Origin of the sequence: Streptomyces sp. NPDC005438 (assembly GCF_040606315.1) — a bacterium.
GTDB lineage: Bacteria > Actinomycetota > Actinomycetes > Streptomycetales > Streptomycetaceae > Streptomyces.
Window position 1 is genome coordinate 1 of sequence record NZ_JBEXEP010000016.1, and the last position, 22,889, is coordinate 22,889.

At 69.9% G+C, this 22,889-nt stretch carries 12 protein-coding genes; 9 read left to right on the forward strand and 3 right to left on the reverse strand.

What is annotated here, in order from left to right:
- Nucleotides 1-104: 104 nt before the first annotated feature.
- Complete coding sequence (locus ABZT14_RS24555) at nt 105-2,729, reverse strand: SpoIIE family protein phosphatase (protein ID WP_356306387.1); 2,625 nt, start codon at nt 2,727-2,729, stop codon at nt 105-107.
- 444 nt (nt 2,730-3,173) lie between these two features.
- Between ABZT14_RS24555 and ABZT14_RS24560 the strand changes: the two genes are divergently transcribed.
- From ABZT14_RS24560 to ABZT14_RS24600, 9 genes are all read left to right on the forward strand, one after another.
- Nucleotides 3,174-8,741, forward strand: a complete 5,568-nt coding sequence (locus tag ABZT14_RS24560; RefSeq protein ID WP_356306389.1) for a HAMP domain-containing protein — start codon at nt 3,174-3,176, stop codon at nt 8,739-8,741.
- Nucleotides 8,742-8,982: 241 nt separating this feature from the next.
- Nucleotides 8,983-9,663 (forward strand): response regulator, encoded by a 681-nt coding sequence (locus ABZT14_RS24565; protein ID WP_356306391.1) that lies wholly within the window; start codon nt 8,983-8,985, stop codon nt 9,661-9,663.
- A gap of 114 nt (nt 9,664-9,777) precedes the next feature.
- Nucleotides 9,778-12,420: a DNA translocase FtsK gene (locus tag ABZT14_RS24570; RefSeq protein WP_356306393.1), complete on the forward strand. Its 2,643-nt coding sequence runs from the start codon at nt 9,778-9,780 to the stop codon at nt 12,418-12,420.
- A 189-nt stretch (nt 12,421-12,609) separates the two neighbouring features.
- Nucleotides 12,610-13,422, forward strand: a complete 813-nt coding sequence (locus ABZT14_RS24575) for a RodZ domain-containing protein (protein ID WP_356306395.1) — start codon at nt 12,610-12,612, stop codon at nt 13,420-13,422.
- A 76-nt stretch (nt 13,423-13,498) separates the two neighbouring features.
- Nucleotides 13,499-14,995: a 30S ribosomal protein S12 methylthiotransferase RimO gene (gene rimO / locus ABZT14_RS24580; protein ID WP_356306397.1), complete on the forward strand. Its 1,497-nt coding sequence runs from the start codon at nt 13,499-13,501 to the stop codon at nt 14,993-14,995.
- Nucleotides 14,992-15,771 carry a CDP-diacylglycerol--glycerol-3-phosphate 3-phosphatidyltransferase gene (gene pgsA, locus ABZT14_RS24585; RefSeq protein ID WP_356306399.1) on the forward strand — a complete coding sequence of 260 codons (780 nt, stop codon included), beginning with the start codon at nt 14,992-14,994 and terminating at the stop codon, nt 15,769-15,771. Before rimO ends, pgsA begins: the two co-directional genes overlap by 4 nt.
- On the forward strand, nt 15,761-16,312 hold the full coding sequence (locus ABZT14_RS24590) for a CinA family protein (protein WP_356306401.1): 552 nt from the start codon (nt 15,761-15,763) through the stop codon (nt 16,310-16,312). Before pgsA ends, ABZT14_RS24590 begins: the two co-directional genes overlap by 11 nt.
- A gap of 90 nt (nt 16,313-16,402) precedes the next feature.
- A complete protein-coding gene (locus ABZT14_RS24595; protein WP_356306403.1) occupies nt 16,403-16,783 on the forward strand; it encodes a helix-turn-helix transcriptional regulator in 381 nt (126 codons plus the stop codon).
- Nucleotides 16,784-16,939: 156 nt separating this feature from the next.
- Nucleotides 16,940-17,179 carry a hypothetical protein gene (locus tag ABZT14_RS24600; RefSeq protein WP_356306405.1) on the forward strand — a complete coding sequence of 80 codons (240 nt, stop codon included), beginning with the start codon at nt 16,940-16,942 and terminating at the stop codon, nt 17,177-17,179.
- On the opposite strand, the gene ABZT14_RS24605 is transcribed toward ABZT14_RS24600, so the two are convergent.
- Nucleotides 17,152-17,955, reverse strand: a complete 804-nt coding sequence (locus ABZT14_RS24605) for a DNA-formamidopyrimidine glycosylase family protein (protein ID WP_356306407.1) — start codon at nt 17,953-17,955, stop codon at nt 17,152-17,154. The two genes, ABZT14_RS24600 and ABZT14_RS24605, sit on opposite strands and share 28 nt — an antisense overlap.
- Nucleotides 17,956-18,008: 53 nt before the next feature.
- The gene (locus ABZT14_RS24610) at nt 18,009-22,748 is read right to left on the reverse strand and encodes an ATP-dependent helicase (protein WP_356306409.1); all 4,740 of its coding nucleotides are present in this window, start codon (nt 22,746-22,748) and stop codon (nt 18,009-18,011) included.
- Between the last annotated feature and the right edge of the window lie 141 nt (nt 22,749-22,889).

The window sequence follows — 22,889 nt, forward strand, 5'->3', positions numbered from 1 at the left end:
AGAGCGTCTCCATGGTAAGGAGAAGGTCAACGGTTCGATTCCGTTTTGGGGCTCTTACAAGTGGGGCGGTAGCAACGTAAGTTGCTACCGCCCCACTTCTGTTGTTACGCCGCCTGTTCCTCTTCGGGGATGCGCATGGTCAGAATGGCCATGTCGTCCGAGGGGGCCGCGCTGGCGAAGCGCTCTACCGCACGCAGAATGCGTGAGGCGACCGCTCCCGCGTTGAGACCGGTACAGCTGGTGAGCACCTCGGCCAAGCCGTCGTCGCCCAACATGCGCATACCTTCGCGGCGTTCGGTGACCCCGTCGGTGACACAGAGCAGAACATCACCGGGATCGAGCTGGATGTGCTGCTGGTGCAGTTCCAGGTCGTCGATGACACCCAGCAGAGGCTGGGGTTCGGCCGCCGGCTCCACCCTGCCGTCCTGGCGGAGTCGCAACGGAAGCGGGTGGCCCGCGCAGACCACCTGGAGATCGGCCCCTCCGTCCGAACGGGGTCGCAGTTCACCGTAGAGAAGGGTGAGGAAGCGACTTCGTGTTCCCTCGTCCAGGATGGCCGCGTTGAGGCGTTCCAGGACGGCGGGTCCACCGAGCCCCTCGCGCGCGAGGAGGCGTAGCGCGTGGCGGGCCAGCCCGGTGACGGCGGCGGCCTCCGGTCCCGTACCGCACACATCCCCGATGGCGAACCCGTAGGTGTGGTCGTTGATGCGGAACAGGTCGTAGAAGTCGCCCCCGACCTCGTTGCCCTCGCCGGCGGCACGGTAGATGACCTCTACCTCCACGTTCTCCACCTCGGGCAACTCCGGTGGCAGCAGGCTCTTCTGGAGGGACTGGCTGATGGCCGTCCGCTCGCTGTAGAGGCGGGAGTTGTCCAGGGCGAGCGCGGCTCGGCGGGACAGGTCCTCGGCCAGTTCGAGGATCTCCTGCCGGAACCGCTCGTCGGTCGGTTTGCCCAGGGTGAGCATCCCGATCACCCGGTTCCGGGCGACAAGGGGCAGTACGACGGTCTCCCCGCCGACGGCGGCGGCGGTCGCCAGCGTGGCGCCGGGGCTTGAGGCGCGACCGTAGTCGCCGAGCACCACGTCCCGGAGCGAGGCCCGGAGGGCCGCCGAGTGGGCCGCCTCGTTGGGTGCCGTCCAGAGCCTGGCGCCCGGGGTGGGCACCGGGTCCGGGGGGTCCACCCGGGAGAGGAGGGCCTTGAGCCCGTCGATGCGGTCCTCGTCCTCGTGGAGCACGTACGACAGCGCGGGGTCGGAGCCTTGGTCGGCGATGGTGTAGACGGCGCACCAGGTGGCCAGGGTGGGCACCGTCATCTGGGCCATCAGGGCCAGCGTCTGGTCACGGTCGAGGGTGCCGGCCAGCAGGTCGGAGGCCTCGACCAGGAACGACAGCGAGCCCCTGCGCAGGCGTTCCATCTCGCCGAGGCGCGCGGACTCCACGGCCAGGGCGATGCGGTCGGCGGCGAACTGGAGCCGTAGCGCTTCTTCGTTGGTGTACCGCCCAGGGGTTTCCGCAGCGACACCGAGCGAGCCGGTGAGCCTGCCCTCGACCTTGAGGGGGACGGTCACCACGGACCGCATACCGGTACCGGACAGCAGGGGGACCGCTCCGGGGACGGCGGTGAGGTCCTCGTGGACGGAGGGCATCCGGGCGGAGCCGTACCGTCCGCTGCCGGTTTCCACCGGCACGCGTGCGAACCGTTGCCGGGCCGAGGGGAGGCCGGCTGACGCCCTGACTTCCAGTTCGGTTTCGTCGTCGGTGGCCAGGAGGAGGTAGGCGGCGTCGCCGTCGAGCATGTCGCGTGCCCGCTCCACGGTGCGCTGGAGGAGCCCGTCTAGGTCGTCGGGGCGCGGTGAGCCGATGAACGCCTCGAACTGGTCGCTGTTGGAGGTGCCCTCCGACGCGTTCTGGTCGGAGTTGTTGGTGGAGCGCTGTGGTGTCTGGAGCACGGCGCGTTCCTGGTCGCGGACGAGCAGGCAGACGGTGGACGGTTCGCCGTCGCTGCCGCGCACCCGCAGGTGCGCCGCGTAGACCGGTACGGTGCGGCCGTGGGCGTCGCGTACTCCGTAGGAGCCCTCCCAGCGGGAGAGTTGCAGGGCCTCGGCGATGCCGGTGCCGGTGCCGGGGGTGTGCGGCCAGGCGGCGAGGTCGTTGAGGGGCTTTCCGATGACCTGGTCGGCGGGGAAGCCGAACAGGGCCCGGGCGTCGTCGTTCCACGAGGAGATGGCGCCCTCGCGGTCCACCTGGACGACGGCGACGTGTACGCGGGACTCGGTGACCGGCAACTGGTCGTCGGGGAGCCGGGGGCCGGCGCTGCGGGTGCCGACGGGGCGGTCGGGGGCGTCCAGGCGGAACCAGACGCGCTTGTCGGCAGCCGTGTAGTCGACGCCCCAGCGGGTCGCCAGGGCCGCGCATAGCAGGAGTCCCCGGCCTCCCTCGCGGTCGGGGTTGCTCATGGTGAACGAGGTGTCGCGGACGGGGAGTTCGCGTTCTGGATAGCGGTCGACGACCTCGACCCGGACACCGTTGTCGTCTCGTAGGCAGAGGACCTCGGTGGAGGTGCCGGCGTGGACGACGGCGTTGGTGACCAGTTCGCTGGTGAGGACCACGGCGTCGTCGATGATCTCGGTGAGCCCCCAGCCCTGGAGGGCGTCACGCACGAAGCCGCGTGCGGTCGCTACCGATCTGCCGACCGGTTCGAAGGTGGCCGCAGCCCGCGCGGTGATCACTGATCTCCCCAAGAATTCGTCGTCGTCCAGCGGGGTGCTCCACGGGTGCGCGCCGCGTTGCGAGCCGATCGTGGAGGATCGACCGCTGCCGCGAGCCGGTGTGGCGTCCCGCCCCCTGTCCCGTGCGGAGGGCTTCCCCAATTCGGAGCCCTGCTCTCGCGTCACCGCCGCGCCCCTCCGTAAAACATCGTGCTCACACTGCCACCCCCCACCTCGTCCGGTGAATCCGCCCACGAGATCGGGCGCGGATGGACAGCCGGATGCCAGGTTACTTACGTTCGCTGTGTGCGCGGGCGCCGGATGCGGGTGATTTCCGACCGGTTGGACCGTGAGCGCTTGTGCCATGCTGCCGAACTGTTATCGCCTGGTTCGGGCAGGGTGAAACACTGGGAAGGCTCGTAGGCGATGCCTGGGCGTGACGGTCGAACTGACGGGAGGAACACGGTGGAGTCTGGCGCGGCAGCGCGTGGCACCCGCACACGCGCGAAGGGCGGACGCTCCCGGAAGAGCGGCACGGTCGAGGTCGAGGCGGCTGAGCTGAACAAGCTGCTGACAGCCTTGGAGTCGATGCGCGACGGGAACTTCCGCAAGCGACTGACGGTCACCGGTGACGGCCCGATGGCGGAGATCTCCGCGGTGTTCAACGACGTCGCGGAGCGCAACCTGCACCTGACCAACGAGCTGACCCGGGTACGTCGGGTGGTGGGCCGTGACGGCAAGCTCACCGAGCGCTTGGAGTCCGGCGCCAGTGAGGGATCCTGGGCCACGGCGATCCAGGCCTCGAACGAGTTGGTGGACGACCTGGTGCGCCCGGTCTCGGAGGTCGGGCGGGTGCTGTCGGCGGTCGCGGATGGTGACCTGGAACAGCGGATGGACCTGCGTTCCCAGGGGAACAACGGAGCGGGTCAGCCCCTGAGGGGGGAATTCCTGAAGGTCGGCCGTACGGTCAACGGCCTGGTGGACCAGCTCTCGGCGTTCACCGACGAGGTGACCCGGGTGGCCAGCGAGGTGGGCACCGAGGGGAAGCTCGGCGGTCAGGCCCGGGTGCGGGGGATGTCGGGGTCCTGGAAGGACCTCACCGACTCGGTCAACACCATGGCTTCCCGGCTCACCGCGCAGGTGCGGGACATCGCCCTGGTGACCACGGCGGTCGCCAAGGGCGACCTGTCACGCAAGGTGACCGTGCATGTCGCCGGTGAGATGTTGGAGCTGAAGAACACCGTCAACACGATGGTGGACCAGCTCTCCTCCTTCCAGTCGGAGGTGACGCGGGTAGCGCGGGAGGTGGGCACCGAGGGGCAGCTGGGTGGCCAGGCCCAGGTCGAGGGTGTCGCCGGGGTGTGGAAGGACCTCACCGACTCGGTCAATCTGATGGCCGGAAACCTCACTTCACAGGTCCGTGAGATCGCCCAGGTGACGACGGCCGTGGCCCACGGTGACCTGTCCCAGAAGATCACCGTGAGCGCGCACGGTGAGGTGGCGCAGCTCGCGGAGACCATCAACGCGATGACCGAGACGTTGCGTACCTTCGCGGACGAGGTGACGCGGGCGGCCAGCGAGGTCGGTACCGAGGGTGTTCTGGGCGGTCAGGCGCAGGTGCCGGGAGCGGCGGGCATCTGGAAGGACCTCACGGACTCGGTGAACAGCGCCTTCCGCAACCTCACGGCCCAGGTGCGGGACATCGCTCAGGTGACGACGGCGGTGGCGAACGGTGACTTGTCGCAGAAGGTCACCGTGGACGTGTCCGGTGAGATGTTGGAGTTGAAGAACACCGTCAACACGATGGTGGACCAGCTCTCCTCCTTCGGGGCCGAGGTCACCCGGGTCGCCCGGGAGATCGGTGTGGAGGGTGAACTCGGCGGTCAGGCACAGGTGCCCGGGGCCGCCGGTACCTGGAAGGACCTCACGGACTCGGTGAACACCGCCTTCCGTAACCTCACCGGGCAGGTGCGGAACATCGCTCAGGTGACGACGGCGGTGGCGAACGGTGACTTGTCGCAGAAGGTCACCGTGGACGTGTCCGGTGAGATGTTGGAGTTGAAGAACACCGTCAACACGATGGTGGACCAGCTCTCCTCCTTCGCCGACCAGGTCACCAGGATGGCGCGGGACGTGGGCACCGAGGGCCGGCTGGGCGGTCAGGCCCGGGTGGACGGGGTGTCGGGTACGTGGAAGGACCTCACCGACTCCGTCAACTTCATGGCGAACAACCTGACTTCGCAGGTGCGGAACATCGCGGAGGTCACCACTGCGGTGGCGCGGGGTGATCTGTCGCAGAAGATCGAGGTCGACGCTCGGGGGGAGATTCTTGAGCTGAAGAACACGATCAACACGATGGTGGACCAGCTGTCTTCGTTCGCGGAGCAGGTGACCAGGGTCGCGCGTGAGGTGGGTACGGACGGCCGGCTGGGCGGTCAGGCCCAGGTTCCCGGAGTGGCGGGCGTCTGGCGTGACCTCACCGACTCGGTGAACGGCATGGCCGGCAACCTCACGGCCCAGGTGCGGAACATCGCCCAGGTCGCGACTGCAGTGGCGCGGGGTGATCTGTCGCAGAAGATCGACGTGGACGCTCGGGGGGAGATCCTTGAGCTGAAGAACACGATCAACACGATGGTGGATCAGCTGTCTTCGTTCGCGGAGCAGGTGACCAGGGTCGCGCGTGAGGTGGGTACGGAGGGCATCCTCGGCGGTCAGGCCGAAGTGCAGGGGGTGTCGGGTACGTGGAAGGACCTGACCCAGTCCGTCAACTTCATGGCGAACAACCTGACTTCGCAGGTGCGGAACATCGCCGAGGTCACCACCGCGGTGGCGCAGGGCGACCTGTCCAAGAAGATCACCGTGGACGCCAAGGGCGAGATCCTGGCCCTGGTCACCACCGTGAACACGATGGTGGACCAGTTGTCTTCGTTCGCGGAGCAGGTGACCAGGGTCGCGCGTGAGGTGGGTACGGAGGGCATCCTCGGCGGTCAGGCCCGGGTGCGCGACGTGTCGGGGATCTGGAAGGACCTCACGGACAACGTCAACCTGATGGCGAACAACCTGACCTCGCAGGTGCGGAACATCTCCCAGGTGGCCGGCGCGGTCGCCAACGGCGACCTCACCAAGAAGGTCACGGTCGAGGCCAGCGGTGAGGTGGCTCAGCTGGCCGACACGGTGAACACCATGGTCACGACGCTCTCCTCGTTCGCGGAGCAGGTGACCAGGGTGGCCCGTGAGGTGGGTACGGACGGTGTGCTGGGGGGTCAGGCCAGGGTGCCGGGGGTGGCGGGCACCTGGAAGGACCTCACCGAGTCGGTGAACTCCATGGCGTCCAACCTGACCTCGCAGGTGCGGAACATCGCGCAGGTGACCACGGCGATCGCCAAGGGTGACCTGTCCAAGAAGATCGACATCGAGGCCAGCGGCGAGATCCTCGAACTGAAGACCACCATCAACACGATGGTGGACCAGTTGTCGTCGTTCGCGGAGCAGGTGACCAGGGTGGCCCGCGAAGTGGGTACCGAGGGCATCCTCGGCGGCCAGGCCCGGGTCCGGGACGTCGCCGGCACGTGGAAGGACCTCACCGAGTCGGTGAACGAGATGGCCGGCAACCTGACCCGGCAGGTACGGGCGATCGCGGAGGTCGCCACCGCGGTGACCCGGGGCGACCTCAACCTCAAGATCGACGTGGACGCGGCGGGCGAGATCCTGGAGCTCCAGGACAACATCAACACCATGATCAGCAACCTCCGTGAGACCACGCTGGCCAACAAGGAGCAGGACTGGCTCAAGGGCAACCTGGCCCGTATCTCCGCTCTGATGCAGGGCCGGCGTGACCTGCAGGACGTGGCCGGGCTGATCATGAGCGAGCTGACCCCGGTGGTCTCCGCCCAGCACGGCGCGTTCTTCCTGGTGGTGCCGCCCGGGGACGGCAAGGAGGGCGTCGGGGTCGGATCGGGCGAGGACAGCCTGTACGAGCTGCGGCTGATGGGCAGCTACGGCTACTCCAGCGGTTCCATGCCCACGGTGTTCGCCCCCGGGGAGTCACTGATCGGTACGGCGGCCGAGGAGAGGCGCACGATACTGGTGGAGAACGCCCCACCGGGCTACCTCAAGATCTCCTCGGGCCTCGGCGAGGCCCCGCCGGCCAACGTGATCGTGCTGCCTGTGGTGTTCGAGGACACCGTGCTCGGGGTGGTGGAGCTGGCGTCCTTCCAGCCGTTCACGCAGATCCAGAAGGACTTCCTCAACCAGATAGCGGAGATGATCGCGACCAGCGTCAACACCATCAGCGTCAACACGCGCACCGAGGTGTTGCTGGCGCAGTCGCAGGAGTTGACCGAGCAGTTGCAGGAGCGGTCCGGCGAGTTGGAGAGCCGCCAGAAGGCGTTGCAGGAGTCCAACGCGCAGTTGGAGGACAAGGCGGCCCAACTGGCGCGTACCAACAGTGACATCGAAATCAAGAACCGGGAGATCGAGGAGGCGCGCCAGGTCCTGGAGGAGCGGGCCGAGCAGCTGTCGCTGTCCATGCGGTACAAGTCCGAGTTCCTCGCCAACATGTCGCACGAGCTGCGGACCCCGCTCAACTCGTTGCTGATCCTGGCGAAGCTGCTGGCGGACAACGCGGAGGGCAACCTGTCGCCGAAGCAGGTGGAGTTCGCCGAGACCATCCACGGCGCTGGGTCCGACCTGCTGCAGCTGATCAACGACATCCTGGACTTGTCCAAGGTCGAGGCCGGCAAGATGGACGTCAGCCCCACCAGGATCGCCCTGGTCCAGCTGGTGGACTACGTCGAGGCCACTTTCCGTCCGCTCACGGCCGAGAAGGGGCTGGACTTCTCCGTACGGGTCTCGCCGGAACTGCCGGCGACCCTGCACACCGACGAGCAGCGCCTGCTCCAGGTGCTGCGGAACCTGTTGTCCAACGCGGTGAAGTTCACCGACAGCGGGGCCGTGGAGCTGGTGATCCGCTCCGCGGGGGCCGACGTGCCGAACGCGATCCGGGAGCAGATGCTGGAGTACGGTTCGCTGCGCGCGGCCGACGCCGACCTGATCGCCTTCTCGGTGACCGACACCGGCATCGGGATCGCCGCGAGCAAGATGCTGGTGATCTTCGAGGCCTTCAAGCAGGCCGACGGTACGACCAGCCGCAAGTACGGCGGTACCGGGCTGGGGTTGTCCATCAGCCGTGAGATCGCCCGGCTCCTCGGGGGCGAGATCCACGCGGTGAGCGAGCCCGGACGCGGCTCCACCTTCACCCTCTATTTGCCCCTGCACCCCACCGAGCTGCCGCCGCAGGGCTTCTCCGAGCTGGCTTCGGACGCGCCCCTGGCTCTTCCCGCGCCGCAGAGCACGGGCGGGAACGCGAAGGGGCGGAGCGCGCCGGCGGAGGGAGAGGCCGCGTCGGAGGAGCAGCGCGACGCCGTTCGGACGTCGACCCCGGTCGTCGAACCCCCTGAGACGCGGGAGCCGGAGGCGCCGGTCGAGGAGTTGTCCTCGGCCGAGCTGGAGCCGGCGCCCCGGCCGCGTGACGGTCGGGGGCGCGGCGGGAGGCGCCAGGAGGCCGGCCGAACCTCCGCCAACGGAGCCGAGGGCTCCGACGAGCGGTGGCTCCACAACGGGCAGGACCTGGTTCCCGTGCCGCCGCCAGGGCGGTTCGCTGGTGAGAAGGTGCTGATCGTGGATGACGACATCCGTAACGTCTTCGCGTTGACCAGCGTGCTGGAGCAGCACGGCCTGCAGGTGCTCTACGCGGAGAACGGCCGCGAGGGCATCGAACTGCTGGAACAGCACGAGGACGCGGCCGTGGTGCTGATGGACATCATGATGCCGGAGATGGACGGCTACGCCACGACGGCGGCGATCCGGCGGATGCCGCAGTTCGCGGGGCTGCCGATCATCGCGCTGACCGCCAAGGCGATGCAGGGGGACCGGGAGAAGAGCATCGAGGCGGGAGCCTCGGACTACGTGACCAAGCCGGTGGACACCGATCACCTGTTGTCCGTCATGCAGGAGTGGATGCGTGCGCGCTGATGTGACACCGTGCTCTAGACGGACGATTGTTGACTGAGTGTCGCAGGGCCCATCTGTGGGCAAGTGAGGGGAACCTTCCCGGTTCTCCCCGCGTTTCCGATGTGTGCGCGGTGACATCTCGGTGACAGGATGTGGCGGGCCGCAGGGTGCGGCTACGATGACCGGCACCGGAGTGGGCGACGCGGCCACGTCGCCTCCAGGGGCGATGTCCGGTAGGCAAGCGGTGCGAGGAGGACGGGCCATGGTGCAGAAGGCCAAGATCCTCCTGGTCGATGACCGGCCGGAGAATCTGCTGGCGCTGGAAGCGATCCTTTCGGCGCTCGATCAGACCCTGGTCCGGGCATCGTCAGGGGAGGAAGCGCTCAAGGCGCTGTTGACGGACGACTTCGCGGTCATTCTGCTGGACGTGCAGATGCCGGGGATGGACGGTTTCGAGACGGCGGCGCACATCAAGCGGCGGGAGCGCACCCGGGACATCCCGATCATCTTCCTCACCGCGATCAACCACGGCCCGCACCACACCTTCCGTGGGTACGCGGCCGGAGCCGTCGACTACATCTCCAAGCCCTTCGACCCGTGGGTGCTGCGCGCCAAGGTCTCGGTCTTCGTGGATCTCTACATGAAGAACGTCCAACTCCAGGACCAGGCGGCCCTGTTGAGGTTGCAGCTGGAGGGCGGTCAGGAGCTCGCCGAGGCGACGCCCTCGGGCCGGGAGTCCTCCGGCCTGTTGGCGGAGCTGTCGGCCCGGCTGGCGGCCGTGGAGGAGCAGGCGGAGACGCTCTCCAAGCAGCTGGGCGACTCGGCGGACACCGCCGCGGTGGCCACCGCGGCCCACCTGGAGCGTCGACTCACCGGGTTGCGGAAGGCGCTGGACGCACTGGACCCGGGAGCCGGTACGGACAAGGCCGAGGAATCCTCCTGAGCCGCTGCGCGTCGGCCCGGGATCGTCCCTTTCCGGGAACTGACGGAAGGTCATCTCCCGCCATCCGCTGAGCCGTCCGTGCCGTGATCCGAGGACTTGGGTAATCTCGTGCGCATGGCCTCACGTACGCCCGGCAAGGCCGCCAAGAAGGCGCCCGCGAAGAAGGCCGCTGCCAGGAAGGCTCCGGCGAAGAAGGCCACGCCCGCGAAGAAGACCGCGGCCAAGAGGGCGCCGGCCAAGCCCGCACCCTCACCCACCGGCGGCATCTACCGTCTGATCCGGGGGTGTTGGGTGGGTACCGCGCGCCTGGTGGGCGCCGGATTCCGTGGAATGGGCCGTGGCGCCAAGGGACTTGACCCCGCACATCGGAAGGACGGCTTGGCACTCCTCCTACTGGGCATCGCCCTGGTCGTCGCGGCCGGCACCTGGTCCAACCTCCAGGGGCCGGTGGGCGGCCTCGTCGAGATACTGGTCACCGGCGCCTTCGGCCGCCTCGACCTGGTGGTGCCGCTGCTGCTGGGCGCGATCTCCGTACGACTGATGCGGCACCCCGAGAAGCCGGAGGCCAACGGGCGCATCGTGGTGGGGCTTTCGGCCCTCACCCTGGGCGTTCTCGGACTGGTGCACCTCGCCTGTGGGGCACCCGGCCGTGGTGAGGGCACCACGGCGATCCGCGAGGCCGGGGGACTGATCGGCTGGGCCGTGTCCCGGCCGCTGATCTTCACCGTGGGCGACGTGCTGGCGGTGCCCCTGCTGGTGCTGGTCACCGTCTTCGGCCTGCTCGTGGTCACCGCCACACCGGTCAACCGCATCCCGCAGCGGGTTCACGAACTGTGGGTGCGCCTCGGACTGGTCCCGCCCGACTACGAGGAGGAGCAGGGCTCCGGCTCCCTCGACCTGATCAAGGACGTCAGCACCTCCCAGGCGGAGAAGGAGGCCCTCGACCGGCGTCGCAAGGGCGGGAGCCGTCGTGCGGGGCGTCGGCGCACCTCCGAAGAGGAGGCGCAGGGCGAGGGGGACCGGGACCCGGTGGACGTCGCGACGGAGGCGGCGACCGCCTTCGACGGGACGGTGTTCCACGGTGTTCCCTCGTCCCCGGCTGACGAGTACGAGCGTGGGGGAGCCGGGCGTGCTCCGTCGAAGGCTGACGCGGCGGTTCCGGGGGCCCGTACGGAGAACTCGACGGGCGGCGTGCCCGACCTGACCAAGGCGGAACAGCAGGCCCCGGCCCCTGACTCCCTGCCGCCCCGGGCCGAGCAGCTCCAGCTGGCCGGGGACATCACGTACTCCCTGCCCTCGCTGGACCTGCTGGAGCGGGGTGGGCCGGGCCGTACCCGTAGTGCCGCCAACGACGCCGTGGTGGCCGCGCTGAGCAACGTCTTCACCGAGTTCAAGGTGGACGCCCACGTCACGGGTTTCACCCGGGGGCCGACGGTCACCCGGTACGAGATCGAGCTGGGGCCGGCGGTGAAGGTGGAGAAGATCACCGCGCTGGCCAAGAACATCGCCTACGCGGTCGCCAGCCCGGACGTGCGGATCATCAGCCCCATCCCGGGGAAGTCGGCGGTGGGCATCGAGATCCCCAACAGCGACCGGGAGATGGTGAAGCTCGGGGACGTGCTGCGTTCGGCGGAGGCGACCGGCGAGGATCACCCGCTGCTGGTCGGCCTGGGCAAGGACGTGGAGGGCGGCTACGTGTCGGCCAACCTCGCGCGGATGCCGCACGTCCTGGTGGCGGGTGCCACCGGGTCCGGTAAGTCCTCCTGCATCAACTGTCTGATCACCTCCGTGATGGCGCGGGCCACCCCGGAGGACGTGCGCATGGTGCTGATCGACCCCAAGCGGGTGGAGCTGACCGCCTACGAGGGCATCCCCCACCTGATCACCCCGATCATCACCAACCCCAAGAAGGCCGCCGAGGCGCTCCAGTGGGTCGTCCGCGAGATGGACCTGCGCTACGACGACCTGGCGGCCTTCGGCTACCGGCACATCGACGACTTCAACGCGGCCGTGCGCAGCGGCAAGGCGCAGGCACCGCTGGGCAGTGAACGGGAGCTGGCCCCGTACCCGTACCTGCTGGTGATCGTCGACGAGCTGGCGGACCTGATGATGGTCGCCCCTCGGGACGTCGAGGACGCCATCGTGCGGATCACCCAGCTCGCCCGTGCCGCCGGCATCCACCTGGTGCTGGCCACCCAGCGCCCCTCGGTCGACGTGGTGACCGGTCTGATCAAGGCGAACGTGCCCTCGCGGCTGGCGTTCGCCACGTCGTCCCTGGCGGACAGCAGGGTCATCCTCGACCAGCCGGGTGCGGAGAAGCTGATCGGCAAGGGCGACGGGCTCTTCCTGCCGATGGGGGCGAACAAGCCCACGCGGATGCAGGGGGCCTTCGTCCTGGAGTCCGAGATCGAAGTGATCGTGGAGCACTGCAAGGCGCAGATGGCTCCCGTGTTCCGCGAGGACGTCGTGGTCGGACAGGGCCAGAAGAAGGAGATCGACGAGGAGATCGGCGACGACATGGACCTGCTGTGTCAGGCTGCCGAACTGGTGGTCTCCACGCAGTTCGGGTCGACGTCGATGCTCCAGCGCAAGCTGCGCGTCGGTTTCGCCAAGGCCGGTCGGTTGATGGACCTGATGGAATCTCGTGGCGTGGTGGGTCCGAGTGAGGGTTCCAAAGCACGAGATGTCCTAGTCAAGGCGGATGAGTTGGACGGAGTGCTCGCCGTGATCCGTGGGGAGACTTCCTCTCAGGGATAGGTGGGGAACCGATGAAGACCTCGTTACGTCAGACCAGCAAGGCATCGGTCTTTCCGCAGGTCTGTCCGCCGTCGGGTGGTACCCGGCTCCTGATGGCGGACAAAAACGGTCGGCCCGCTTGCTCCACCCTTTTGCACGCCCCCTAAACTGAACATCCAGCAGGTGGCTACACGCTCGAAAGGCGCCCTCGTGTCCATCGGCAACTCCCCCGAAGAGGACCGGCCTTCGGTCGGTCAGGCCCTCCAACAAGCTCGACGCGACGCCGAGATGTCCGTCGATGACGTCAGCGCGACCACGCGGGTCCGCGTGCCGATCGTGCAGGCCATCGAGCAGGACGACTTCTCCAGATGTGGCGGCGACGTCTACGCCCGTGGGCACGTGCGCTCCCTCGCGCGCGCCGTCGGGCTGGACGGTGACGAGTTGGTCGCCCAGTTCGACGAGGAGCACGGCGGACGTCCGGCCCCCACGCCCCCCGCCGCGCTCTTCGAAGCCGAGGAGATCCGGCCCGAGTCCCGCCGTCCCAACTGGACGGCCGCCATGGTCGCCGCCATCGTGGCGGTGGTGGGCTTCGTCGGCTTCACCCTCTTCAACGGGGGTGACGACGGCGGTTCCTCGGTGGCGGACTCGGAGAAGAGCACCACCGCGACCCCCTCTCCCAGCAAGAGCGGCAACAAGCCGTCGCCCTCCAGGCCCTCGGACCCCAAGCCGGACCCCAGTGACAGCGCCGTCGCCGGCGCGCCCGCCGACAAGGTCACGGTGCGCCTGACGGCGGTGAAGGGGTCCAGCTGGATCTCGGCCCTGGACCACAACGGGCGTCAGGTGTACGAGGGCGTGCTCAAGCAGGGGGACTCCAAGACGGTGACCGACGACGAGCGGCTGAAGCTCGTGGTGGGTAACGCCGGTGGGGTACAGGCGCACGTCAACGGCAAGGAAGTGAAGTTGGGCGAGGCCGGTGAGGTCGCCCACGTCACCTACACCAAGGGTGACCCGCAGGAGGGCTGACCTGGTGCTCACTCCCGCTCTTCGTTCCCGGGACGCGTGAGAAACCCGCGACCCGGGACGAAGTATGGTGAGCCCCATGCCCCAACGCCGTACCGTCGCCCTTGTCACGCTGGGATGCGCCCGCAACGAGGTGGACTCCGAGGAACTCGCCGGCCGTCTCTCCGAGGACGGTTGGGACCTGGTGGAGGACGCCACCGACGCTGATGTCGCGGTGGTGAACACCTGCGGCTTCGTCGAGGCCGCCAAGAAGGACTCGGTCGACGCGCTGCTGGAAGCCAACGACCTCAAGGGGCAGGGCAGAACGCAGGCGGTGGTGGCCGTCGGCTGTATGGCCGAGCGGTACGGCAAGGAGCTGGCCGACGCCCTGCCGGAAGCTGACGGGGTGTTGGGCTTCGACGACTACGGCTCCATCTCCGACCGTCTGCAGACCATCCTTTCCGGTGGCGTGCACGCCTCCCACACCCCCCGCGACCGCCGTAAGCTGCTGCCCATCTCGCCGGCGGACCGCCAGTCGGCCACCGATGTCGCCCTGCCGGGCCACGGTGATCCCGCCCTGAGTGTTCCCGAGGACCTGCCCCAGGGGGTGGCTCCGGCCTCCGGCCCCCGGGCGCCGCTACGGCGACGGTTGGGGAGCAGCCCCGTGGCCTCGGTGAAGCTGGCCTCCGGCTGCGACCGCCGCTGCTCGTTCTGCGCGATTCCCTCGTTCCGGGGCTCCTTCGTGTCCCGAAGGCCCGCCGACGTGCTCACCGAGACCCGGTGGCTCGCGGAACAGGGCGTCAAGGAGATCATGCTGGTCTCGGAGAACAACACCTCCTACGGCAAGGACCTCGGCGACATCCGCCTGCTGGAGACCCTGCTGCCGGAGCTGGCCGGTGTCCCGGGTATCGAACGCGTCAGGGTGAGCTACCTCCAGCCGGCCGAGATGCGGCCCGGACTGATCGACGTGCTGACCAGCACGGAGAAGGTGGCCCCGTACTTCGACCTGTCCTTCCAGCACTCCGCCCCGGGAGTGCTGCGGGCGATGCGTCGCTTCGGTGACACCGAACGTTTCCTCGAACTGCTGGAGACGGTGCGGGGCAAGGCCCCCCTGGCCGGAGCCCGGTCCAACTTCATCGTGGGTTTCCCCGGGGAGACCGAAGCCGACCTGGAGGAGCTGGAACGCTTCCTGTGTGCCGCCGACCTGGACGCCATCGGGGTGTTCGGCTACTCCGACGAGGACGGCACCGAAGCGGCCACGTACACCGAGAAGACCGACCCGGAGGTGGTCGCCGAGCGGCTGGCCCGGGTGAGCCGGCTGGCGGAGGAACTCACCTCCCAGCGGGCCGAGGAACGGGTCGGTGAGACCGTGCACGTGCTGGTGGAGTCGGTGGACGCCGAGGAGGGCGCGGTGGGGCGGGCCGCCCACCAGGCCCCGGAGACGGACGGCGTGGTCCTACTGGGACACTCGGACTCCCCGGACCTGCCCATCGGACGTATGGTCGAAGCACGGGTGGTGGCGGCCCAAGGAGTTGATCTCATCGCCGAACCTGTGACTCCGGCAACCGAACATCCCGGTAAGGAGGCGGCCAGATGACAGAAGTGCCGGCCTCCGCTCCAAGCGGTGGCCCACTGGTCCGACCGAGCGCTCTGGCGACCCGCCAGGTGAGCCTGTGGAACCCGGCCAACCTCCTCACCATGCTCAGGCTGGTACTGGTGCCGGGGTTCGTGGTGTTGATGCTCGCCGAAGGGGGCCACGACCCGGCCTGGCGTTCAGTGGCCTGGGCCGCGTTCACCGTGGCCATGATCACCGACCTGTTCGACGGGGAGATCGCCCGGCGCTACGACCTGGTCACCGACTTCGGCAAGATCGCCGACCCCATCGCCGACAAGGCGATCATGGGGGCCGCCCTCCTCTGTCTCTCCGCCCTGTCCGACCTCAGCTGGTGGGTCACCGGTGTGATCCTTCTGCGGGAGCTGGGGATCACCGTGATGCGGTTCTGGGTGATCAAGCACGGGGTGATCCCGGCCAGCCGTGGGGGCAAGCTCAAGACCCTCACCCAGGGTGTGGCCGTGGGCATGTACGTGCTGGCGCTCACCGGGCCGCTCGCCAGCCTGCGCTGGTGGGTGATGGCCCTGGCGGTGGTGCTGACCGTCGGCACGGGGTTGGACTACATACGACAGGCGGTGCTGTTGCGCAGGGCCGGGCTGGCCGCCGCAGCCGAGGCCGCCGCCTCCAGCGCCAGTGTCAGTGGTCACGTCGCCCCCCGTGGTGCCACCACCGGCCGGCAGGAGTGGAGCGGCGGGGGCGTCCCGGAGGCTCCCGCGTCAGTGCCCCAGACCACAGCGCCGGAGCGTGCTCGTGAACACTGAACGTCCGAGCGCGGCGGATGTTCTACGGTGTCTACGGGAACGGGGCGAGACCCTGGCGGCGGCGGAGTCCCTGACCGGAGGTCTGCTGGCAGCCGCCCTGACCGGGCCACCGGGGGCGTCCCAGGTCTTTCGCGGTTCGGTCACCGCCTACGCCACCGACGTGAAGCACCATGTCCTGGGTGTCGACGGGGCGCTCCTCGACGAGCGGGGCGCGGTGGACCCGGATGTGGCGCGGGCCATGGCCCGTGGAGTCCGCGAACTGCTGGGCGCCGACTGGGGAGTGGCGACCACGGGGGTCGCCGGTCCCGACCCTCAGGACGGCCAACCCGTGGGGACCGTGTTCGTGGCCGTCGCCGGACCGGACGACCGGTCTCAGGTGGTGAGACTGGCCACCCGTTGGGGGAACCCACCCAGCCGGGAGCACGTCAGAAGCGGCAGTGTGGAAGCGGCGTTGGAGTTGCTCGATAAGGAACTGATCACGAATGTTTCGGAAAGGGTACGGAACAGAGCGGGGGGATGGCATGTTTGCAGCCCTGAGTGAACACGACACCGTGCCCCAGACGGCCGAAGCACAAGGCGGTACGGTGGTGCGTGAAGGATGCGGGTCTACGGTCCGAGGAGGGAGCCACCGATGATTCTGCTTCGTCGCCTACTGGGTGACGTGCTGCGTCGGCAGCGCCAGCGTCAGGGCCGGACCCTGCGCGAAGTCTCTTCGTCCGCTCGGGTTTCGCTCGGCTACCTCTCCGAGGTCGAGCGGGGGCAGAAGGAAGCCTCGTCCGAGCTGCTGACATCGATCTGTGACGCACTGGACGTTCGGATGTCCGAGGTCATGCGTGAGGTCAGCGACGAACTGGCACTTGCCGAACTCGCCCAGTCGGCAGCCAGCGAGACGGTGCCAGCGCCGATGCGCCCCGTTCTCAACCCCCTCTCCGTGGGTGCGGTCACCGGGGTTCCCGAAGAGCGCGTCACCATCAAGGCACCATCCGAAGCTGTCGACGTGGTGGCCGCCTAGACACCTCCACAGCGTCAGTCAGAGCGCGTCCGAAAGGGCCGGCGAACAGCGGTTTCGCCGGCCCTTTCGCTGTGTGGTCGCGCGCTTGCCCGAGGTGAGGGAGCATGGGACGGCATCGCTGACATCCGTCGGTACGGATCTGGGAGGTGGCCGTTCGTGGATGCCTTCGGGCTGGTGCGGCTGCTGTTCGGCCTCGCCGTCGCCGTCGTCTGGAGCGTGGCCCTGTGGCGGGTGGTGGTCTGGCCCGCCGAGTGTGGGCCGCTGGAGGCTTCGGTGGTGGCCGGAGGTTGGGGCGTCAGCGTCCTTCCGGTGCACTGTGCCTCGCGGCCACCGCGCGCCGCACGGGGGCGTACCTCCGGGCCCGCTGGTCACGGACCGCCCGGTGGTGAGGGCTGACAACGCGGGCAGGTGTACCGCACTCGCTCCCGCCCGGGTGAGCCGTCCTGGTGGCGCCGGATGGTGGTTCCGCAACGTCGGCAGGGGAGTTGGTCTCGGCCGTACACCCACAGTGACTCGATGGGGCGCTGTTCTCTGGTGGTCCGGCGAAGGGGGCGGTCCTTGTTGGCTTCCAACAGCTTCGGGGCCACGGTGAGCAGACGGCGCAGCCGTTCCTCCGGGAGGTCGCCAACCGGGGTCTGCGGTGAGGCGCCGGCGAGGTAGCACAGTTCGTTGGCGTAGATGTTGCCGATGCCGGCCAGGTTGTGTTGGTCCAACAGGGCTTCGGCCAGCGGGCGTTGGGGTTCGGCGGTGACCCGGTCGTACGCCTCGGACGCGTCCCAGTCGGGCCCCAGGAGGTCAGGGCCCAGGTGGCCGAGTCGGCTCAACTCCTCACCGGTGCGCAGCACTTCGAGGAGGGGGAGGCGGAAGCCGATGGCCAGCCGTTCGCGGGTGCCCAGCAGGACCCGCATCTGGTGGGCCGGCCCGCCCCGGGGAGTGGTGCCGGTCACGGTCCGCCAGGTGCCGTCCATGCCTAGGTGCGAGTGCACGGTGACGTCTCCGTCGACCCGGATCAGCAGGTGCTTTCCGCGTGCGGCGACCTCCCGTACCGACCGGCCGACCAGGTCCACGGTGGCCAGCCGTGGGGTGCGGAAGTCGCTGCGGACCAGGGTCTGGCCGGCCAGCGCCTGGTGGAGCCGGCTCGCCGCGTACCAGACGGTGTCGCCTTCGGGCATGGCATCCATGATGCCGTCCGCCACGCTGTGGGGGCACCGACGGCTCCGTGGGGCTATGCCGTTCCGCGCAGTCGCAGGCCCTTGGGGGTGGGATGGAACCCCACGGACTCCAGGAGGGGGCTCAGCTCGGAGGTCAGGGCGGGCAGACCGTTGACGCGTTCCACGGTCAGCGTGCCGAGTGACCCCGCCCGTACGGCCTTCACCAGCGCCTCGGCCGCCGCCCGCAGACCGGCTTCGCCCTGGTCCGTACGCGCCGAGGTGCCTGCCGGCCAGGCCAGCAGGGTCTTGCCCCCTCGCTCCAGGTAGAGCAGCAACTCCCCGGCGGCCAGCACCACCACCGCCCCCGCCTTGCGGCCGGGCTTGTGGGTGCTCCCCTGCGGTGACTCCGGCCAGGACAGCGCGGCCCCGTAGGCGTTGGCGGGGTCGGCGGCGGCCAGCACGACCGCGGGCGGACCCTCTCCGTAGCCCGCTTCGAACGGGTGCTCCTCCGCGCTCCGCTCGCGGGCGGAGTGGATCGCCCGCAGCCGGTCCACCGCTCCGTCGACGGCGAACTGTGCCGCCCCGAGGCTCTCCACCACATACCCCCGCCTCGCCTGTCCGCTGTCCTCGAAGGCGGAGAGCACCCGGTACGCGGCGGCGAAGCCGCCCTCCACGCCCTCGGCCGCCACCGCGCCACGGGTCACCACCCCGTGCCGGTCCAACAGGGACCTGGCCAGGGCGTGGGCCCGGTGGGTGGGGTCGCTCTCCCGCTCGGGCAGCAGGGACCAGCGTCCGGCGACCGTGGCGGGGCCGCGCCCCGGGCCGGTGGAGGTCGGGCCGGCCGCCGCCCGCAGTGCCCCGTATCGCCCTCGCGGGGTGGGCCGTCGGGCCCGGTGGGCCGTGGAGCCCCTGGTGCGGCCCGAGCCGAGCATGGCCCGCAGGGGGTGCAGGGTGTCGTTGGTGATCCGCCCCGACCAGGCCAGGTCCCACAGGGTCTGGACCAGCTGGGACTCGGTCAGGTCGGGATGGTGGGGGCGCAGCCGCTCGCCGAGCTGGCGGAAGAACAGTCCGAACCCGCCTCGCAGCGCGTCCAGCACGGCCTCGTGCCGCTCGGTCAGCTCCAGGGGCAGCGGGTCGGGAAGCAACAGAGGTGCCGCCTCGGTGAGATACAGCGACACCCAGCCGTCCTTGCCGGGCAGTGCTCCGGCCCCCGCCCAGACCACCTCGCCACTGGCGGTCAGCTCGTCCAGCAGGGTCGGCGCGTACCCCCTGACCCGGCTCGGCAGCACCAACCGCTCCAGGGCCGAGGCGGGCACCGCGGCTCCCTGGAGCTGTTCGATCACATGGGCCAGTCCGTCCACCCCGCGCACCTCGGCGCCGTCCAGCTGCTGCCAGCGGGGGAGGAAGGTGGCGAGGGCGGCCGGTGGTACGGGTTCGAGTTCCTGGCGGAGGGCGGCCAGGGAGCGGCGTCGCAGCCGGCGGAGCATCGTGGCGTCGCACCACTCCGGGCCCAGGTGCCCCGGCTCGGCCGACCGCGTCGGGGGGCGGAATTCCCCGTGCACCACACGGTTGTGGGCGGCCAGTCGTCGCAGTGTGCCCTCCACGACGGCCGAGCCCAGGCCGAACCGTGCCGCCGCCTCCTGTGTGGTGAACGGGCCGTGGGTGCGGGCGTACCGGCTCAGCAGGTCGCCCAGGGGGTCGGGAACCGGCTCGGTGAACGCCTCCGGTACGCCCACCGGGAGGGCGACGCCCAGGGCGTCCCGCAGTCGGCCGGCGTCCTCCACCGCGCACCAGTGCTCCTGGCCGGCGACCCGGACCCGTAGGGCGCGGCGGGTGCCCTCCAGCTCGGTCAACCACTCGGGCTCGGCGCCGCGCCGGGTCAGCTCCTCGATCGTGAGGGGGCCCAGGACCCGCAGGACGTCGGCGGCCCCCTCCAGGTCCTTGACCCGGCGGTCGTCGGTGAGCCACTGGGCCTCGCGCTCCAGCAGGTCCAGCACCTCGGGGTCGAGCAGCTCGCGCAGTTCGGACTGCCCCAGCAGCTCGCCCAGCAACCGGGAGTCCAGGGACAGGGCGGCGGCACGGCGTTCGGCGAGGGGGGAGTCGCCCTCGTAGAGGTACTGGGCGACGTAGCCGAACAGCAGGGAACGGGCGAAGGGCGAGGGTTCGGGAGTGGTGACCTCCACCAGGCGGACCTTCCGCGAGGCGATGTCCCCCATCAGCTCGGTGAGGCCCGGCACGTCGAACACGTCCTGCAGACACTCGCGGACCGCCTCCAGCACCATCGGGAAGGAGCCGAACTCGCTGGCCACCTGGAGGAGTTGGGAGGCGCGCTGTCTCTGCTGCCACAGCGGGGTGCGCTTGCCGGGGTTGCGGCGGGGCAGCAGCAGGGCGCGGGCGGCGCACTCCCGGAACCGGGCGGCGAACAGGGCCGATCCCCCCACCTGGTCGGTGACCAGGCGTTCGACGTCCCCCTGGTCGAAGACCACGTCGTCGGCGGCGACCGGCGCCTGCTCCGGGTCGAGGTCGCCGGTGGGCGGCGGACCGGTGAGCGGGTCGTCCAGCAGGTCCAGGCCCAGCAGGTCGGCGTCCGGCAGCCGCAGCACCAGCCCGTCGTCCGCGTGCATCACCTGGGCGTCCACCCCGAGCCGCTCGGTCAGCCGGGCGGCCAGCGCCAGTGCCCAGGGCGCGTGGACCTGCGCGCCGAAGGGGGAGTGGACCACCACCCGCCAGTCGCCCAGCTCGTCCCGGAAGCGCTCCACCACGATCGTCCGGTCGTCGGGTACGTGTCCACACGCGGCGCGCTGCTCGTCCACGTACGCCAACAGGTTGCGGCAGGCCAGCTCGTCCAGCCCGGCGTCCACGAGGCGTCGGGTGGCGGCTTCCGGGGAGAGGCCGGAGACCTCGCGGAGGAAGGCGCCGACGGCCCGGCCCAACTCCAGTGGCCGGCCCAGCTGGTCGCCCTTCCAGAACGGCAGCCGTCCGGGGACCCCGGGGGCCGGGGTCACCAGCACCTGGTCGCGGGTGATGTCCTCGATCCGCCAGGAACTGGTGCCCAGGGTGAACACGTCGCCCACCCGCGACTCGTACACCATCTCCTCGTCCAGCTCGCCCACCCTGCGGCCCCCCGAAGCGCCGGAGGAGGAGCCGGCGAGGAACACCCCGAAAAGCCCCCGGTCGGGGATGGTGCCCCCCGAGGTCACGGCCAGTCGCTGCGCGCCGGGCCGCCCGGTGACGGTGTTCGCCGTACGGTCCCACACCACCCGGGGGCGCAACTCGGCGAAGGCGTCGGACGGATACCGCCCCGCGAGCATGTCCAGCACCCCGTGGAAGGCGGACTCCGGGAGGGAGGAGAACGGTGCGGCGCGGCGCACCAGCAGCAGGAGTTCGTCCACGTCCCAGGTGTTCATGGCGGTGACCGCGATCAGCTGCTGGGCGAGCACGTCCAGGGGGTTGGAGGGCACGCGCAGCGCCTCGATCGCCCCGTCCCGCATACGTTCGGTCACCACGGCGGACTGGACCAGGTCACCGCGGTACTTGGGGAAGACCACACCCGTGGAGACCGCCCCCACCTGGTGGCCCGCCCTGCCCACCCGTTGCAGCCCGGAGGCGACCGAGGGCGGCGACTCCACCTGCACGACCAGGTCGACGGCTCCCATGTCGATACCCAGCTCCAGGCTGGAGGTGGCCACCACGGCGGGCAGCCGACCGGCCTTGAGGTCCTCCTCGACCTGGGCGCGCTGCTCCTTGGAGACCGAACCGTGGTGGGCGCGCGCCAGCACCGGCGGTGCCCCGCGTGCCGCGCCCGCCTCCGCCATCAGCTCGGCGGGGCTGTGGGACTCGGGCAGGGGTTCGCCGGTGGCGCGTTCGTAGGCGATCTCGTTGAGTCTGTTGCACAGTCGCTCGGCCAGGCGCCGCGAGTTGGCGAAGACGATGGTGGAGCGGTGCTCCTGCACCAGGTCGGCGATCCGTTCCTCCACCGAGGGCCAGATGGACGGGCGGTCCCCCTCGTCGGACTCCGACGCCGGGGCGCCGCCCAGCTCGCCCATGTCCTCGACGGGCACCACCACCGACAGCTCGAAGCGCTTGCCGGAGGGCGGCTGCACCACGCTCACCCGCCGTCCCGGGGACAGGAAGCGGGCCACCTCGTCCACCGGGCGGACCGTGGCCGACAACCCGATACGTCGGGCCGGGCCACGGTTCCCGGCGCCCAGCATCCAGTCCAGCCGCTCCAGGGAGAGCGCCAGATGGGCGCCCCGTTTGGTGCCGGCGACGGCGTGCACCTCGTCCAGGATCACCGTCTCCACCCCGGACAGTGCTTCCCGGGCGGAGGAGGTGAGCATCAGGAACAGCGACTCGGGGGTGGTGATGAGGATGTCCGGGGGGCGGCGGCTCAGGGAACGGCGCTCGCTGGCCGGGGTGTCCCCGGAGCGGATGCCGACCTCGATGTGGGGCTCCTCCAGGCCCAGGCGCAGGCACTCCTGACGGATGCCCGTCAGGGGGCTGCGGAGGTTGCGTTCCACGTCCACCGCGAGCGCCTTGAGCGGGGAGACGTACAGCACCCGGCAGCGGGCGACCGGGTCGGCGGGGGGTGGTGTGGAGGCGAGACGGTCGAGGGCGGCCAGAAAGGCAGCCAGGGTCTTGCCGGACCCGGTGGGGGCGACGACCAGGGCGTCCGTGTCCTCGGCGATGGCCCGCCAGGCGCCCTCCTGGGCGGCGGTGGGTGCGTGGAAGGCCCCCGAGAACCAGGCGCGGGTCGCGGGGGAGAAGCCCTCCAGCGCCGTGGACACCGGAGAGGGACCTGTCGAACGAGCCATGGCACCCATCGTGCACCCGGCCACTGACAGACGGCCGCCGGCCGCCCGGCGGCGGGCTCGGCCACCGTCCCGGCCCGTTCGGCCAAGTGCCCTGGTCGAGGGGCGAGACACGGTGGTCGCCCTCTTCCGCCACCGCGCAGA

Coding starts and splice junctions, on each gene's coding strand:
- rimO (WP_356306397.1), top strand. CDS start 13,499: ATGCCCCAACGCCGTACCGTCGCCCTTGTCACGCTGGGATGCGCCCGC.
- ABZT14_RS24570 (WP_356306393.1), top strand. CDS start 9,778: ATGGCCTCACGTACGCCCGGCAAGGCCGCCAAGAAGGCGCCCGCGAAG.
- pgsA (WP_356306399.1), top strand. CDS start 14,992: ATGACAGAAGTGCCGGCCTCCGCTCCAAGCGGTGGCCCACTGGTCCGA.
- ABZT14_RS24610 (WP_356306409.1), bottom strand. CDS start 22,748: ATGGCTCGTTCGACAGGTCCCTCTCCGGTGTCCACGGCGCTGGAGGGC.
- ABZT14_RS24595 (WP_356306403.1), top strand. CDS start 16,403: ATGATTCTGCTTCGTCGCCTACTGGGTGACGTGCTGCGTCGGCAGCGC.
- ABZT14_RS24565 (WP_356306391.1), top strand. CDS start 8,983: ATGGTGCAGAAGGCCAAGATCCTCCTGGTCGATGACCGGCCGGAGAAT.
- ABZT14_RS24605 (WP_356306407.1), bottom strand. CDS start 17,955: ATGCCCGAAGGCGACACCGTCTGGTACGCGGCGAGCCGGCTCCACCAG.